The sequence below is a fragment of the Brevundimonas nasdae genome, from assembly GCF_016654005.1.
Lineage (GTDB): Bacteria > Pseudomonadota > Alphaproteobacteria > Caulobacterales > Caulobacteraceae > Brevundimonas > Brevundimonas nasdae.
In genome coordinates this window covers 71483-86453 of record NZ_JAEPWN010000001.1, presented here as the reverse complement: position 1 = coordinate 86453, position 14971 = coordinate 71483, and the positions used below count along the sequence as shown (strand labels likewise).

Sequence of the window (14971 nt, the reverse complement as noted above, 5' to 3'; positions counted from 1 at the left end):
TGATTTGGCGACCCCGGCAGGACTCCAACCTGCGACCTCGGCTTTAGGAAAGCCTTGCTCTATGCAGCTGAGCTACGGGGCCGTGGGGATTGCACTAGCGGTTCAGGACGCGGGGGGGAAGATGCCCGGCGGCACTTCGTGCAAATCCGCAGGCGAGCGCGGCGGCGCGGTGACGGCGGGGCGCCCTCTTGTGGTTAATCCACGTTAAGATACAATATCTTGCAGTGAACAAATCACGAATCGAACGATGTCAGCGATTCGGTCCTGATTCGTTTCACCCCTGTTCCGCGCGAACGGCCAAGCTGTTAACCGACGCTGGGTTCGTCATCCGGGCTGAACGAGGATCGCCCCTAGAACAGTTCGACGTCGTCGCTGACGGGCGCGCTTGCCGGGTTCAGACCGACCCCGGCGCCGAGGCGGACGGACAGATGCGCCAGGGGCACGGCCAGCACGGCCTGATCCGGCGCCTCGCCCTGCCCCAGACGTTGCAGCACGCCGGACAGGGCCTCGATCTCCTGCGCCAGGACATCCAGCGACTGGGCCTGGGTCAGGGCCGCCGAACGGTCTTCAGGCGCCGTCTGGCGGATCAGATCGCTGACCATGGCCTCGACCCCGTCAATGCGGCCGCGCGCCTGCAACAGCGCCTCGGCGACGGCGCGCAGCAGGGCGGCGTGATCGGCAGCCAGGCCCATCAGAACAGCTCCAGCGCGCCGGCGTCCGCGAACGGACGGGCGCGGACCGGGATGTCCAGCGCCTGGGTGTCGGTGACGCCGCGTTGGCGGGCGCGACCGGTGACGGGCCAGTAGTGCAGCCGCCGCCCGCCCTCGCCGCGCAGACTGCCGCCGACCACCGTAATCCCCTCGTCGCGCAGGAAGCGTTCGGCGAAGTCGGCGTTGGCGCGGCCCACGTCGCGCAATCCGTCGAACATGCGTCCGCCGCCGAACAGCTTGGCCTCCAGACGCTCGCGCCGCCCGCCCGCCTTGAGCACGTCGTTGATCAGAAGCTCCATCGCATAGGCGCCGTACCGGCGGCCCGCGTCCGTGCCCGCGCCGTCGCCTTCCGGCAGCAGGAAATGGTTCATGCCGCCGACGCCGACCACCGGATCGCGCAGGCACATGGCGACGCAGGAGCCCAGGATGGTGCTGAGCACGACCTCGGAATCAGACGTGACGAAATGCTCGCCCTGGCCGACGTGAATGCGCTTCTCTGCGCCGTCATTCCGGGCGGCGTGGATCATGTCAGGGGGCCGAACACCGCTTCCAGCTTGGCCTTGAGCTGGGCCACGGTGAAGGGCTTCACCAGATAGTTGTTCACGCCGTACTTCACGGCCTGCTGCACCAGTTCGCGGTCGGCGCGGCCCGTCAGCATGATGAAGGCGGTCTTGGCGGTGGGCGGGTGGACCCGCACGGCGCGCAGCAGGCCCAGCCCATCCAGGTTGGGCATGTTGTAGTCGGAGATGATCAGGTGGGCGGGCCGGGTGATGACCTCGCGCAGAGCGATCTCGCCGTCGGCGGCTTCACGGATTTCGCGCACGCCCAGCTGCTGCAGGCTGGTGCGGACCAGCGAGCGCATGGTCATCTGATCATCGACGACCAGGCAGTGGATATTGGCGGCGGCGGGCATGGATACGCTCCCGGAGGTCAAACAGGGTTTCGCGCGGCGGGGGCGGCGCAAAGGTCGAGAATGGCGGGCGACAGGCGGTGCAGCGGCAGCTGCCGCTCCACGGCGCCCAGTTCGTAGGCGGCGCGCGGCATGCCATAGACGACGCAGGTCGCCTCGTCCTGGCCCAGGGTGCGGGCGCCGGCCTGACGCATGGCCATAAGGCCGCGCGCGCCGTCCTTGCCCATGCCGGTCAGGATCACGCCGGTCATCGGCCGCTTCAGCCGGGCGACGGATTCGAACATGACATCGACCGAGGGACGGTGGCCGTTGATCGGATCGGTGGCGACCAGGCGGCAGCGCGGCGACGGACCGGACGACAGCTCCAGATGGGCCACGCCGCCGGGCGCCAGATAGATATGGCCGGGCTTCAGCAGATCGCCTTCCCGCGCCTCGCTGACGGTCGGGGCGCAGAGGCGGTCCAGGCGGGCGGCGAAACTAGCGGTGAAGCTGGCGGGCATATGCTGGGTGATGACGGTCGCCGGACAGTCGGCGGGAAAGCCGGACAGCACCGTGACCAGAGCCTCCACGCCGCCGGTCGAGGCGCCGATGGCCAGGACGTGAGACGGATCGACGACATAGCCGCGCGGGGCGTCGGCGGCGGCGGGCGTGTCGCCGCGCGCACGGACCCGCGACCGGGCGGCGGCCTTGACCTTGACGATCAGTTCGCCGAAGGCGTCGGCGCGGGCGACGGCGGGCTTGGCCACCGCATCCACGGCCCCGATCTCCAGCGCCGCCAGGGTCACGTCCGTGCCCGCCGCCGTCAGGGTCGAGACCATGACCACCGGCATCGGCCGCAGCCGCATGATCTTCTCCAGGAACTCCAACCCGTTCATATTGGGCATCTCGACATCCAGCGTCAGGACATCGGGGTTCAGGGCCTTAATGGCGGCGCGCGCCTCGATCGGATCGGCGGCGGCGCCGACGACCTCGATGTCCGGGTCCTGGCGCAGGGCCGCGGAAATCAGGTTCCGCATCGTCAGACTGTCGTCGACGACCAGCACGCGCACCGCGCTCACGCCCCTGCTCCCAGGCGATAGGTGGTCAGGCCCGAGGTCTGAAGCTGACTGGCGGCGGGGCCGGTGACCCGTTCGGAATGGCCGATGTACAGGGTCGCGCCGGGCGTCATGACGGGGGTGAAGCGCGTCCACACGCGCTCCTGCGTCCTCTCGTCGAAATAGATGACCACGTTGCGGCAGAAGATGACGTCGAACCGGCCCTTCATCGGCCAGTGGCCGATCAGGTTCAGTTCGCGGAAGGCGACCAGACGCTTCAACTGGGCGCCCGCGCGCCAGCGTCCGCCCTCGGCCCGGTCGAAATAGCGCCGCCACAGGACGGCCGGCGCAGGCTCCAGCGCTTCTTCGGAATAGGCGCCGTCCGCCCCTTGCGCGACCATGTTGGGGTCGATGTCGGTAGCAAGAATACGCACGTCCAAATCTGCCGCTTCCGGCAGGACCGACAGCACGGTCAGCGCCATCGAATAGGGCTCCTGCCCGTTCGAGCAGGCGGCGGACCACAGGCGCACACGCCCGCCCGCCCGCGCGCGCTCGGCCAGCGTCGGCATGACCCGGTCGCGCAGGTCGTCGAAATGGTGCGGCTCGCGGTAGAAACGGGTGACGTTCGTGGTCAGGGCCGCCGTCATCTTCTGGCGCTCGTCCACCCCGTCCACGCCCTCGATCAGGGCGCAGTAGTCCCGGAAGCTGCGCAGGCCCAGCACCCGCAGCCGTTTGGCCAGGCGGGAATAGACCAGGGCGGCCTTGCCCTCGCTGAGGGCGATGCCTGCATGGGCGTGCAGCATCTGGGCGATCTGGCTGAAATCCTCGGCGGTGAAGACGAACTCGCCTTCGACCAGGGAACCTCGGCCGGCGACGGCGGTCATGCGGCTTGGGCCTCGCGTTCCGGCAGGACGTGATCCAGTTCGATCAGGCTGATCATCCGGCCGTCGATGGAGAAGATGCCCTTGACGAAGGACTTCACATGCTCGCTGGCGACGTCGGGCGTCGGCTGCACCGAGGCCTCTGTCATCTGCAGGATGTCGGACACGGCGTCGACCAGCAGCCCCACCGTGCGGCCGCCGATATTGGCCACCATGATGACGTGGCGGGCCGTGGGCTCGGACGTCTCAAGCCCGAAACGCGCGCCCAGGTCGATGATCGGCAGGACCGTCCCGCGCAGGTTGATCACGCCCTTCATATATCCGGGCGAACGCGGCAGGGGGGTCGCCGGGGTCCAGCCCCGGATCTCCCGCACCGACATGATGTCGACGCAGAACTCCTGACCGCCGATGCGGAAGGCGATCAGTTCACGATTTGCGGTGTCGTTGGCTTCGGTCATGGTTCAGCTCGCCAGCTTGAAGTCGGAACGGACGCCGGAACGGCGGATGGCGACCAGGGTGTCGACATCCAGGATCAGGGCGACCCGGCCGTCGCCCAGAATGGTGGCGGCGGCGACGCCCTCCACCTGTTGGTAGTTGGTTTCAAGGCTCTTGATGACGACCTGGCGCTGGCCCTGGATCGCATCCAGCAGCAGGGCGGCGCGCTGGCCGGATTCGGTCTCGACAATGACGGCTATGCCCTGTGTCGGGTCCATCGGCGCGTCGCGGAAGCCCATGACCAGCGCCACGTCCACCACCGGCACATAGGTGTCGCGGAAGCGGATCACCGGGTCCAGACCCCCGACATGATGCAGGTCCGCAGCCTGGGGCGTCAGGCTTTCGACAATGGCCGGAAGCGGCGCTATCAGGGTCTGTTCGGCGGCGGTCGTGACCATGCCGTCCAGCACCGCCAGCGTCAGCGGCAGGCTGAGGGTGAAGGTCGAACCCTTGCCGGGCGCCGAACTGATGGAGATGCGGCCGCCCAGGGCGTGGATCGAGCGTTTGACCACATCCATGCCCACGCCCCGGCCCGAAATATCGGACACGGCGTCGGCGGTGGAGAAGCCGGGCAGGAAAATCAGATTGTCCACCTGTTCATCGCTGAGCACGGCGTCGGCGGCGATCAGATCCTTGTCCACGGCGATCTTCTTGACCCGCTCGCGGTTGATGCCGCGCCCGTCGTCGCTGATCTCTATGACGATGCGGCCCGAGCGGTGCAGGGCCGCCAGACGCACCGTGCCTTCCGGGGATTTACCCGCAGCGAGCCGTTCCGCAGGCGTCTCAAGCCCGTGATCGATGGCGTTTCGCAGCATATGAGTGATGGGTTCGGCCAGACGTTCCACCACGGTCTTGTCGACCTCGGTGTCCTCGCCCGCGGTGACCAGACGAACCTGTTTGTGCGTCATGTCGGCGACTTCGCGCACCAGACGCGGCATCCGCTGGAACACCGACTTCACCGGCTGGGCGCGGATGGCCATGACGCTGTCCTGGATCTCGCGCGTCAGCAGCTCCAGGTCTTCCAGACCCAGGGCGATGCCGGACGAGCGGGCGAGACCGCTTTCCAGAACCCGTTGCGACAGCATGGCCTGCTGGATGACCAGTTCGCCCACGGCGTTGATCAGCCGGTCCACCCGGTCCAGATCGACGCGGATGGTGACGGGCGCAGGCGCCGTCGGCGCACTGGCGACAGCGGGCGCGGGCGTTGACGCAGGCGTCGGGACTGCCGCAGCGGCCGCCGGGGCGGCTTCAGGCGCCGACAGCGGCGCCAGCGGCTCCGCAACCGCCTCGCCCTGCACGCGGGCCAGCAGAGCGGCGATGTCCAGGTCGTCGCCGGCAGGCAGGACTGCAGGCCCCTCCTCCTCGAACACGAAATCAGCTTCGGCGGGCGCGCCCAGCGGCGTGAGCGTCAGGTCGCAATCGGCCTCGACGAAGTCGAACACCTCCCGCACCGTCGCCTCATCCACCGCCGCGTGCAGTTCGACGGTCCAGGCCAGCCAGCCCTCCTCGACCGCCAGCGCATCCAGGGCGGGCAGCTGACTGTCGTCCAGAACCACGGTGGTGGGGCCCAGCCGCCCCAGTTCGCGCAGCAACAGGCCCGTCTCATTGGCGCTGGCGTACATGCGGCCGTGCGGCCTCAGTTCGATGCGCCAGCCGGACGCCGGTTCAGGCAGGGGCGCCAGGGGTTCGTCCAGCGCCATGTCGAAGGCCATGGGGGTGAAGCCGAAATCGTCTTCATCTTCCTCGACCACGGGCGCAGGCGCCTCGCCGCCGTGGGTCAGCAGCTCCATCTCGGCGACCAGACCGGCCGAGCGCGCCTCGTCCACCTCTGGAACCAGACCTTGAGCCGCCTGAACATGGTCGGCCAGCACGTCTGAGGCCCGCAGCAGGGTCTTGATCGTGACCGGATCACAGGGTTTGCGCCCCGCGCGCAGCTCGTCCATCAGCGTCTCGAAGACGTGGGCGAAGCGGACCAGGGCCTCCAGCCCGAACGCCCCCGCCCCGCCCTTGACCGAGTGAACGGCGCGGAAGACGGCGTTGATCGTCTCAAGATCGGTCTGCCCCTGTTCGAGCAGCATCAGCTTCGATTCCAGCTCCGCGAGCAGTTCGTCGCATTCCTGGAAGAAGGTGACCTTGATGGCTTCAAAGGCGTCCATGGCGCTGTGTCAGACCTCTCTGTGGCTAGGCCGCGACGCGGCGCACCGCGTCGACCAGTTTGACCGGGTCGAACGGCTTGACGATCCAGCCCGTGGCCCCGGCGGCGCGGGCGCGGGACTTCTTCTCGGCGTCGCTCTCGGTCGTCAGGACCAGGACCGGCGTGGTGCGGTGGTTCGGATCGGCGCGCATCCCCTCGATGAAGCCGAAGCCGTCCATGCGCGGCATGTTGATGTCGGTGATGACCACATCGGCGCCCTTGGCGGCCAGGGTCTCAAGCCCGTCGACGCCGTCCACGGCCTGGATGACGGTGTAGCCCGCCTCCTCCAGCGCCAGCAGCAGCATGTCGCGCATGGTGCGTGAATCATCGACGGTCAGAACGGTCTTGCTCATGCGAGCGCCCCCTCGGAATCGAACGCAGGCGCGCCGAAGGCGGCCCACTGCTCGGAGAAACTATCGGACGGATATGCTAACCTTAGGTTGATTTCATCCTGCCGCCACAAGCTTAACGCGGACAGCAGGACCTGAAGGCACAGGCCGCCCAGGCGTTCAACGCCCGAGGCGTCCACCACCAGAACCCGGCCGCGATGGGCCAGAAGTTCGGCTTTCAGGGGCTCGGCCGCTGTCAGATCCAGCACCGGCGACAGGGTCAGAACAACGGGGGCGGCATCGCTCATCAGAACTCTTCCCATCCATCTTCAATGACTTGAGGTTGCAGGGCCGCCCCGCCGCGACCGATGGTCCGCATGACCTGGACCGTGCGTTCCGACGGACGGGGCGGATAGGCGGGCGCGGACGCGCGGGCGTGGCTCACGGCGGCGGCGGGCTGGCGCGGGGCCGTCCCGCCGACCTGGAACTGGGCCACCGAGGCCTGCAGGGTTTCGGCCTCCTGCTCCAGCGAATGGCTGGCGGCGGTCGATTGTTCGACCATGGCGGCGTTCTGCTGGGTCACCTGATCCATCTGGTTCACGGCGGTGTTGACCTGGCCCAGACCGACGGCCTGTTCCTGGGCCGAGGCCGCGATTTCGGTGACCAGGCTGTCGATCTCGGCGACGCGGTCCACGATGCGGTGCAGGGCCTCGCCCGTTTCGCCGACCAGTTTGACGCCCGCGCCGACCTGTCCGGTCGAGGCCGAGATCAGGACCTTGATCTCCTTGGCGGCTTCGGCCGAACGCTGGGCCAGGGCGCGCACTTCGGAGGCGACGACGGCGAAGCCGCGTCCCGCATCACCCGCACGCGCGGCTTCCACGCCTGCGTTCAGGGCCAGAAGATTGGTCTGGAAGGCGATCTCGTCGATCACGCCGATGATCTGGCCGATCTGCACCGACGACTTCTGGATGGCGGTCATGGCCGAGACGGCGTCGCGCACGACCACGCCGCTCTTTTCCGCATCGCCGCGCGCGACCTGCACCACGCCGGACGCCTGTTTGGCGCCCGAGGCGGTCTTGTTGACCGTGGCGGTGATCTGATCCAGCGCCGCCGCCGTCTCCTCCAGAGACGCAGCCTGCTGTTCGGTGCGGCGCGACAGATCGTCGGCGGCCTGAGAGATTTCCCCCGCGCCGGAGCGGATGGCCGACACATTGGACACCACCACCGACACGGCCTGCTCCAGCTGGGCGATGGCCGCGTTGAAGTCGTTCTTCAGCCGTTCGGCGCGCGGGGCGACCTCGGCGGTGAAGCGGTGCGTCAGGTCGCCTTCGGCGAGGGCGGTCAGACCCGCGGCGAGCGCCTTCAGCGCCACCGTGTCCTCGGCGGCCAGACGGGCCTTTTCGGCTTCGTTGGCGGCGCGTTCCTGTTCGGCGGCGGCGCGCTGGGCCACGGCTTCGGCTTCCAGACGGGTCTTTTCGACCGCGGCGTCGCGGAAGGCGGTGATGGCCTGGGCCATCTGACCGAACTCATCCCTGCGGCGCACCCCGGCGACCTCTATGGCCGTCTTGCCCGCCATAAGGCTCTTCATATAGCCGACCATGGTCATGATCGGCTTGACGATGGCGCGGCTGGCGGCCCAGCCGGCGGCGAGCGCGATCAGCAGGGCGGCGATCATGCCGGCGATCACGCCGATCATCACATTGCGGGCGGCGTCGTTCTGGGCCTTGCGGACCACGTCCAGCGCGGCGCTGTTGTCGGCCTTGATCTCGTCGATGGCGTTCAGCATCGGCAGGAAATAGCCGTCAGCTATGCCCTTGCGGCCGACCATCTGCTCGGCCTCAGCGCTCTTGCCGTCGCGAACCAGGACCTGACCGACCTGGACCACGTCCTTGTACCAGGCGGCGTTGGCGCGCTCTGCCGTGTCCACCGAACCGGCCCGCTCGGACGGCAGGCTGGTCCTCAGTTCGTCCAGCGCCGTGCGGAACTTGGCGCGATGCCGGTCCAGACGTTCGATATAGTAGGGGTCCTGCGACAGCAGGAAGCCGCGATAGGCGTTCTCCTGCTCGATCAACGCGACTTCAGCGACGGCCGCCGTGCGGTTGATCTGATTCTCGGCGCTGCGGGCCGCGCCTGCGTGTTCGGACGACAGGATGTTGACGATGATCACCGCCCCCATGACGCCGATGGCCCCCAGGACCACGGCGAAGGCGAGGAACAGCTTTCTGCTGACGGAGAGGTTTTCCAGGAATTTCAATGCAGACGACCCTGATTAATCAAACACGCGCGAACGGAGACAGCCGTCCGGCCCCGCGCCTCAGCCGGTGAAGAGGTTTTGTCTTTGGAGCTTTGCGAAGGCCGAACATCGTCATGCCGACCCCAGCCCTGGCGCAGGCCGAAACAGGCCGAACCGGCGGCTGCTGGGGCGACGCGCGCGCAAAGGATAGGAGAGATATTCATGACCGACCTTGGAAGCTTTGCACTATGCCGACCAAGGATGAGTCGATGATTAATACCCACGATATGAGAAGGCTTACTGTCAAAGCTCGACTTATGCTTAACGCACGTTAAGGTTGACGATGCAGCGCGAATGGATTGCGGTCGGTGGCGATCCATCCTGCGGCAAATAGCTTTGCAGTAATTGCTATCTACGTGTTTCCACTTACGAAATCGCCTGCTATCAGGAAACAAGTCGAAAATATGTCGAGCGGATGGCCAGGATGATTTCGCGAGGGCGGGATCCGACATGACGCAGGTGCGGTCAGCACGGCCCGCGGGACCCAGACGCCTCTGGGTCGACCCACTGGTCCGCCAGCCTTGGTGGCATGGGGTGCTGATCGCAACAACCTCCGTCGGCGTCGCCGTTCTTGTCCGCCACAGTCTTGAAGCCAGCTGGCATTTCTACTTCCTGCCGCTGCTTCCGGCGGTCATGGCGACCGCCCTGCTGGCGGGCCGATGGTCCGTCGCCCTGGCCATCGGTCTGGCCGTCGTCGCCAATGTGATGCAGGTGCGCGGCGTCAGCGACCAGGACATCGCGGTCAACTCCATCCTGTTCGCCCTGATCTCATGGGGCATCGCCGAGGTCTGTCAGCGCCTGACCCAGGCGCTGCGTCAATCGGGGCGGATCTCCCATGACCTGTTCGTGCGCGAAGCCGTTCTGGACACGATCCTGACCTCCGCCCCCATCGTCACCCTGGACCGTCAGGGCCATATAAGACGCATCACGCCCGTCGCCGCCGAGCTTCTGGCCGTCGCCCCGGACGCCGCCGCCAACCGCCCCTTCTCCGCCTTCGTCAGCGGCTTCGACCCCGCCCTGCTGGACAAGGTCGGCAAAGGCGGGATTCTGGACCCGCCGCCCCCGCGCCGATGGACCGCCGCACGCCCGGACGGCTCGGTCGCCTCGCTGATCATCCGCGCCGACATCCTGCCCGACGACATCGAGCCCGAACATGCGGTCCTGTCCCTGGCGGACCAGACCCAGGCCGAGGCGGTCAAGGATCGAAGCCATGATCTGGCGCTTCACCTGAAACGGACCTGGCGGCTGAACTCCCTGGGCGAAATGGCCGCCACCCTGGCGCACGAACTGAACCAGCCGCTGGGCGCGGCGACGGTCTATCTGCAAGCCGGGCGGAACGCCCTGAAGCAGACCGGCGTCGAGGATGACAACGCCGCCGAGGCCTTTCAGCTGGCCACGTCCCAGCTCCTGCGCGCCGGAGAGATCATCCGGCGGATGCGCGACCAGATCACGACCGGCGCCCATGACCTGGCCGAACAGCGGGTATCCTGCCTGGTTGAGGAGTTGGCGCCCGTCTTCACCATGATCAGCCGCGACGCCGACGTGGCCATCCGCCTCGACATTCAGGACGAAGACGACCACGTCCTGATTGACCGCATCCAGATCCAGCAGGCCCTGTCCAACCTGGTCCGCAACGCCGTAGAGGCCGTCTCAAACCAGCACGAAGGTCTGGTCGCCGTCATCGGCCGCTCCGTGCAGGGCCAGGGCTATGAGCTGACGGTCGAGGACAACGGCCCCGGCATCCCCAAGGACCGACTCGACGTCCTTTTCCAACCAATGATGACCACCAAGGCGGGCGGCATGGGCCTGGGCCTGTCGGTCACCCGCTCCATCATCGAAAGCCACGGCGGCCAGATCATCGTGGGCCGCAGTGCGTCCGGCGGCGCATCCTTTTCATTCCGCCTTCCCCCCATCACGGAGTTCGAGGCCGCATGAACCCCTATTCCGTATTCATCATCGACGACGACGAGGCCATGCGGCACGCCATGCTGCTGTTGTTGCGCGGCGAAGGGTTCCGCGCCCGCGCCTTCGTCAGCGCGACGGACTTCCTTGAAAACCTGCCGGTTGAGAAGTCGGCCTGCATCATCACCGACATCCGCATGTCCCAGACCAGCGGCGTCGAACTGGTCGAACGGTTGAAAGCCCTGCGCGGCCCCGCCTGGCCGATCATCGCCGTGACCGGACATGGCGACGTGTCCCTGGCGGTGCAGCTGATGAAGGCCGGGGTCGTCGACTTCATCGAAAAGCCCTTTGACCCGAACCGGATTCTTGAGGCCGTGCGCAGCTGCATCAACCAGATGAGCGGGGCCGAGGCCGAGCGGGACATGAAGGATGCGACCTGCGCGCGCCTGGCCACCCTGACCCCGCGCGAACGCCAGGTCTTTGACGCCCTGATCGAGGGCAAGTCGAACAAGATGATCGCCCTCGACCTGGAGATCAGCCCGCGCCGTCGAAATCTTCCGCGCCAAGCTGATGCAGAAAATGCAGGCCCACAGCCTGCCGGAGCTGGTTCGCATGGGAATGCGCGCCGCCTCGGGCCCGATCGGTTAAATCCGGCGGCGGACTTGAGCCGCGACGGAAACGTCGCCACCTTAAGTCGGTTATGAGTGACCGCTCCGCAGGCCTGGCTCCTTCCCGCGTCACTGCGGTGCTGGGGCCCACCAATACTGGCAAGACCCATCTGGCGGTCGAGCGGATGCTGGGTCATGCCTCGGGCATGATCGGCCTGCCGCTGCGGCTGCTGGCGCGCGAGATCTATGAGCGGATCGTCAGGCTGCGCGGGGCCTCAGCCGTCGCCCTGATCACGGGCGAGGAGAAGATCGTCCCGACGCGCCCGCACTATTTCGTCTGCACGGTCGAGGCCATGCCGCTGGAGCGGTCGGTCGAGTTCCTGGCCATCGACGAAATCCAGCTGGTCGCCGACCCCGAGCGCGGCCACGTCTTCACCCAGCGCCTGCTGCACGCGCGGGGCCGGTTCGAAACCATGTTCCTGGGCGCCGGCACGATGGAGCCGCTGATCCGCCGTCTGGTGCCGGACGTGGAGATCGTGACGCGGGACCGCCTGTCCACCCTGTCCTACGCCGGATCAAAGAAGCTGACCCGCCTGCCCCGCCGCAGCGCCATCGTCGCCTTCTCCACCGACCGGGTTTACGCCATCGCCGAACTGATCCGGCGCCAGAGGGGCGGGGCGGCGGTGGTCATGGGCTCGCTCAGCCCGCGCACCCGCAACGCCCAGGTGGCCCTGTATCAGTCGGGCGAGGTCGACTTCCTGGTCGCCACCGACGCCATCGGCATGGGGCTGAACATGGACGTGGACCATGTCGCCTTCGCGGGCCTGCGCAAGTTCGACGGGCGGCGGACCCGCTGGCTGCACGCCCATGAGATCGGCCAGATCGCCGGGCGTGCGGGCCGACATCTGCGCGACGGCACATTCGGCGTCACCGCCGAGGCCGAGGACCTGGACCCCGATCTGGTCGAACAGGTGGTCGAGCACCGGTTCGATCCGGTCGAGGCGGCGGAATGGCGCAACGCCCGTCTGGACTTCGACACCCTGCCCGACCTGCTGCGTTCGCTGACGGTGACGCCGGGACGGGCGGGCCTCAGCCTGACGGCCGAGGCGTTGGACGAGACCCTGCTGCGCCGCCTGATCAAGGACGAGGAGATCGCTCGCATCGGCCGGTCGCGCGGGGCCATCATGCGGCTGTGGGAGGCCTGCCAGCTGCCGGACTTCCAGAAGACGACGCTGGATGAGCACAGCCGTCTGGCCAAGGACGTCTTCACCGCCCTGACCGGAAAGCGGGGGCGGCTGACCGACGACTGGATGGCGCCGCGCTTCGCCTTCGTGGACCGTGACGACGGCCAGATCGACCAGTTGTCGGCGCGGCTGTCGGCGGTGCGCACCCTGTCCTACATCGCCAACCGGCCCGACTGGGTGCACGACGCCCAGGGCTGGCGCGACAGGACCCGCGCGCTGGAGGACCGGCTGTCCGACGTGCTGCACGAGCGGCTGACGGCCCGGTTCGTGGACCGCCGAACCACCGCCCTGATGCGCGCCCTGAACGTGCGCGACGACACATTCGCTGGCGTCGCCGACGACGGCGAAGTCACGGTCGAGGGTCAGGTGGTGGGCCAGCTGGAAGGCGTGCGTTTCCAGATGGAGAAGGGGTCATCCGCCCTGGAGGACCGCACCCTGCGCCAGGCCGCCGTCCGCGCCGTGACGCCCGAGATCAACCGGCGCCTCGGGCGTCTGGCCGCCGAACCCGACGAGGCCTTCGCCGTGACGCCCGACGGTTCGGTGCTGTGGCGCGGCGTCCTGACCGCCCAGATCGCGACCAGCCCGCAGGGGGCCGATCCCTTCTCGCCCCAGGTTCGGCTGCTGGGCGACCTTGGCCCCACCCCGGCGCGAGAGCGGGCGCGGCGGCGGCTGGAGGCGTGGCTGGCCTCAGAGGCGGGCCGGGCGCTGCGTGATCTGCGCCGCCTGCGTCAGGCGGTCGAGACCGGCGCCCTCAAGGGCCTGCCGCGCGGCGTCGCCTTCCGCCTGATCGAGGCCGGGGGCCTGATCGACCGGCGCGAGGTGGAGCGTGATCTGGCCGCGCTCAGCCAGGTCGAGCGCCGCACCCTGAAGACCTTCGCCATCCGCGTCGGCGTCCATTCCGTCTGGCTGCCGGGCCTGCAGAAGCCGCGCGCGCGCCATTTCGCGCAAGGCTTCGTCGATGCGCCCCTGATCGCGGCGACGCCCGACCTGATCCCTGCGCCCAGCTTGTCCGAACCGCCCTCCCCGCGCCTGCTGTCCGCCCACGGCCTGCGTCTGGCGGGCCGCTGGCTGGCGCCGGTCGAAACGCTGGAGAAGATGGCCGAACTGCGCGCCGCCAACCACGGGCGCCTGTCCGACGAGGCCCTGACCGATCTGGGCTGGAGCGCCGATCAGGCGAAACAGGTCATCGCCGCCCTCAAGACCGAACGCGCCCGCCAGCCGGACAAGCCGGGCCAGACGCCGCGCGCCGTCAAGGACTCGCCCTTCGCCGCCCTGGCCGCCCTGACCGAGGCGCCCGCCCCCGCCGCCAAGCGGCGCCGCCCCCGGCGAAAGGCGCGCGCTTGAAGGCCGACGCCTGCCGCATCGACGTCTGGCTGTGGCGCGCGCGGTTCGTGAAGACGCGCGGGCTGGCGGCGGATCTGGTGGAGCGCGGGGCGGTGCGGCTGACGCATCAGGGGCGCGAGACGCGGCTGGATAAGGCCAGTCGTCTGGTTCACATCGGCGACGTGATGACCTTCGTCCAGAACGGACGGGTCACCACGCTGAAGGTCGATGCGCTGGGCGAAAGACGCGGGCCCGCCGAAGAGGCCCGCGCCCTGTATTCGCCGGTTACTTCTTCAGATTGAACTCGCCTTCGAGGTGCAGCTTCACCTCGTCCGACACGGCCGGCAGGGCGTAGTTGATGCCGAAGTCCGAACGCTTGATCGTGGCCACGCCGTCGAAACCGGCCTTGTAGGCGTCGCGCACGGCGCCCGCCTGATTGAAGGTGACCTCGATGGTCACCGGCTTGGTCACGCCATGCAGGGTCAGGTCGCCGACGACGGTGGCCTGATTGGCGGCGCCCGGATGCACCGTCACCGAACGCGAGGCGAAGGTCGCCGTCGGGTGGTTGGCGACATCGAAGAAGTCAGGCGTCAGCAGGTGGGCTTTCAGCCGGTCGTCGTTCGGCGCCACGTCGGCCAGCGGCACCGTGGCGGTCAGGGTGCTGGCCGACGGATTGCGCGGGTCCAGCTTCAGCTCGGCCTTCACGTTCACGAACTGGCCCGTATAGGTCGAGAAGCCCAGGTGGTTCACCGACCAGGTGATCTTGCCGTGACCGGAATCCAGGTCATAGCTCCCGGCCGTCACCTCGGCGGGGTTCTGGGTCAGGGCGGCCTGGGCCACCACCGCGCCGCCCGCCGCAAGGCTGAGAGCCAGGGCGCCGGCAAGGGCGGATTTGATGATGAAGGAGCGCATGGGGTGGGTTTCCAGTAAGGGAAGTTTGATATGCAATCACAACAGTTGCGAATGAGGTCTGCGATTGTCAAGCGACGCTTTCTAAAGCCGTCGCCAGTTTTGCGAACGGCTCTCGGTTTAAGCCCCGCTGTTGACA

At 67.9% G+C, this 14971-nt stretch carries 15 protein-coding genes and 1 tRNA gene; 4 read left to right on the top strand and 12 right to left on the bottom strand.

Annotated features, from left to right (window positions below):
- Window positions 1–5: 5 nt before the first annotated feature.
- From JKF87_RS00435 to JKF87_RS00385, 11 genes are all read right to left on the bottom strand, one after another.
- A tRNA-Arg gene (locus JKF87_RS00435) sits at window positions 6–82 on the bottom strand.
- A gap of 268 nt (window positions 83–350) precedes the next feature.
- Window positions 351–692 (bottom strand): hypothetical protein, encoded by a 342-nt coding sequence (locus tag JKF87_RS00430; RefSeq protein WP_201096358.1) that lies wholly within the window; start codon window positions 690–692, stop codon window positions 351–353.
- Window positions 692–1237, bottom strand: a complete 546-nt coding sequence (locus JKF87_RS00425) for a chemotaxis protein CheD (RefSeq protein ID WP_201096357.1) — start codon at window positions 1235–1237, stop codon at window positions 692–694. Before JKF87_RS00425 ends, JKF87_RS00430 begins: the two co-directional genes overlap by 1 nt.
- Window positions 1234–1623, bottom strand: coding sequence for a response regulator (locus JKF87_RS00420; RefSeq protein ID WP_201096356.1), 390 nt, complete (start codon window positions 1621–1623; stop codon window positions 1234–1236). The genes JKF87_RS00425 and JKF87_RS00420 overlap by 4 nt, the downstream gene beginning before the upstream one ends.
- 17 nt (window positions 1624–1640) lie before the next feature.
- Window positions 1641–2678: a protein-glutamate methylesterase/protein-glutamine glutaminase gene (locus tag JKF87_RS00415; protein ID WP_201096355.1), complete on the bottom strand. Its 1038-nt coding sequence runs from the start codon at window positions 2676–2678 to the stop codon at window positions 1641–1643.
- The gene (locus tag JKF87_RS00410) at window positions 2675–3538 is read right to left on the bottom strand and encodes a CheR family methyltransferase (RefSeq protein WP_201096354.1); all 864 of its coding nucleotides are present in this window, start codon (window positions 3536–3538) and stop codon (window positions 2675–2677) included. Before JKF87_RS00410 ends, JKF87_RS00415 begins: the two co-directional genes overlap by 4 nt.
- On the bottom strand, window positions 3535–3993 hold the full coding sequence (locus JKF87_RS00405; RefSeq protein ID WP_201096353.1) for a chemotaxis protein CheW: 459 nt from the start codon (window positions 3991–3993) through the stop codon (window positions 3535–3537). Before JKF87_RS00405 ends, JKF87_RS00410 begins: the two co-directional genes overlap by 4 nt.
- Window positions 3994–3996: 3 nt before the next feature.
- Entirely contained in the window at window positions 3997–6186 is a 2190-nt protein-coding gene (locus JKF87_RS00400) for a chemotaxis protein CheA (RefSeq protein WP_201096351.1), read from the bottom strand.
- A 25-nt stretch (window positions 6187–6211) separates the two neighbouring features.
- The gene (locus tag JKF87_RS00395) at window positions 6212–6577 is read right to left on the bottom strand and encodes a response regulator (protein ID WP_201096350.1); all 366 of its coding nucleotides are present in this window, start codon (window positions 6575–6577) and stop codon (window positions 6212–6214) included.
- The gene (locus tag JKF87_RS00390; RefSeq protein ID WP_201096349.1) at window positions 6574–6861 is read right to left on the bottom strand and encodes an STAS domain-containing protein; all 288 of its coding nucleotides are present in this window, start codon (window positions 6859–6861) and stop codon (window positions 6574–6576) included. The genes JKF87_RS00395 and JKF87_RS00390 overlap by 4 nt, the downstream gene beginning before the upstream one ends.
- On the bottom strand, window positions 6861–8807 hold the full coding sequence (locus JKF87_RS00385) for a methyl-accepting chemotaxis protein (RefSeq protein WP_307417115.1): 1947 nt from the start codon (window positions 8805–8807) through the stop codon (window positions 6861–6863). Before JKF87_RS00385 ends, JKF87_RS00390 begins: the two co-directional genes overlap by 1 nt.
- A 573-nt stretch (window positions 8808–9380) precedes the next feature.
- On the opposite strand from JKF87_RS00385, the gene JKF87_RS00380 reads away from it, so the two are divergent.
- Genes JKF87_RS00380 through JKF87_RS00365 form a run of 4 tightly spaced genes read left to right on the top strand, consistent with a single transcriptional unit; the run spans window position 9381 to window position 14225 of the window.
- Complete coding sequence (locus tag JKF87_RS00380) at window positions 9381–10781, top strand: two-component system sensor histidine kinase NtrB (RefSeq protein ID WP_307417113.1); 1401 nt, start codon at window positions 9381–9383, stop codon at window positions 10779–10781.
- Window positions 10778–11452 carry a response regulator transcription factor gene (locus tag JKF87_RS00375; protein WP_236260995.1) on the top strand — a complete coding sequence of 225 codons (675 nt, stop codon included), beginning with the start codon at window positions 10778–10780 and terminating at the stop codon, window positions 11450–11452. Before JKF87_RS00380 ends, JKF87_RS00375 begins: the two co-directional genes overlap by 4 nt.
- Window positions 11449–13944: a helicase-related protein gene (locus tag JKF87_RS00370; protein ID WP_201096347.1), complete on the top strand. Its 2496-nt coding sequence runs from the start codon at window positions 11449–11451 to the stop codon at window positions 13942–13944. Before JKF87_RS00375 ends, JKF87_RS00370 begins: the two co-directional genes overlap by 4 nt.
- On the top strand, window positions 13941–14225 hold the full coding sequence (locus tag JKF87_RS00365) for an RNA-binding S4 domain-containing protein (protein ID WP_201096346.1): 285 nt from the start codon (window positions 13941–13943) through the stop codon (window positions 14223–14225). Before JKF87_RS00370 ends, JKF87_RS00365 begins: the two co-directional genes overlap by 4 nt.
- Here JKF87_RS00365 and JKF87_RS00360 read toward each other — a convergent pair.
- The gene (locus JKF87_RS00360) at window positions 14209–14835 is read right to left on the bottom strand and encodes a YceI family protein (RefSeq protein WP_201096345.1); all 627 of its coding nucleotides are present in this window, start codon (window positions 14833–14835) and stop codon (window positions 14209–14211) included. The two genes, JKF87_RS00365 and JKF87_RS00360, sit on opposite strands and share 17 nt — an antisense overlap.
- Between the last annotated feature and the right edge of the window lie 136 nt (window positions 14836–14971).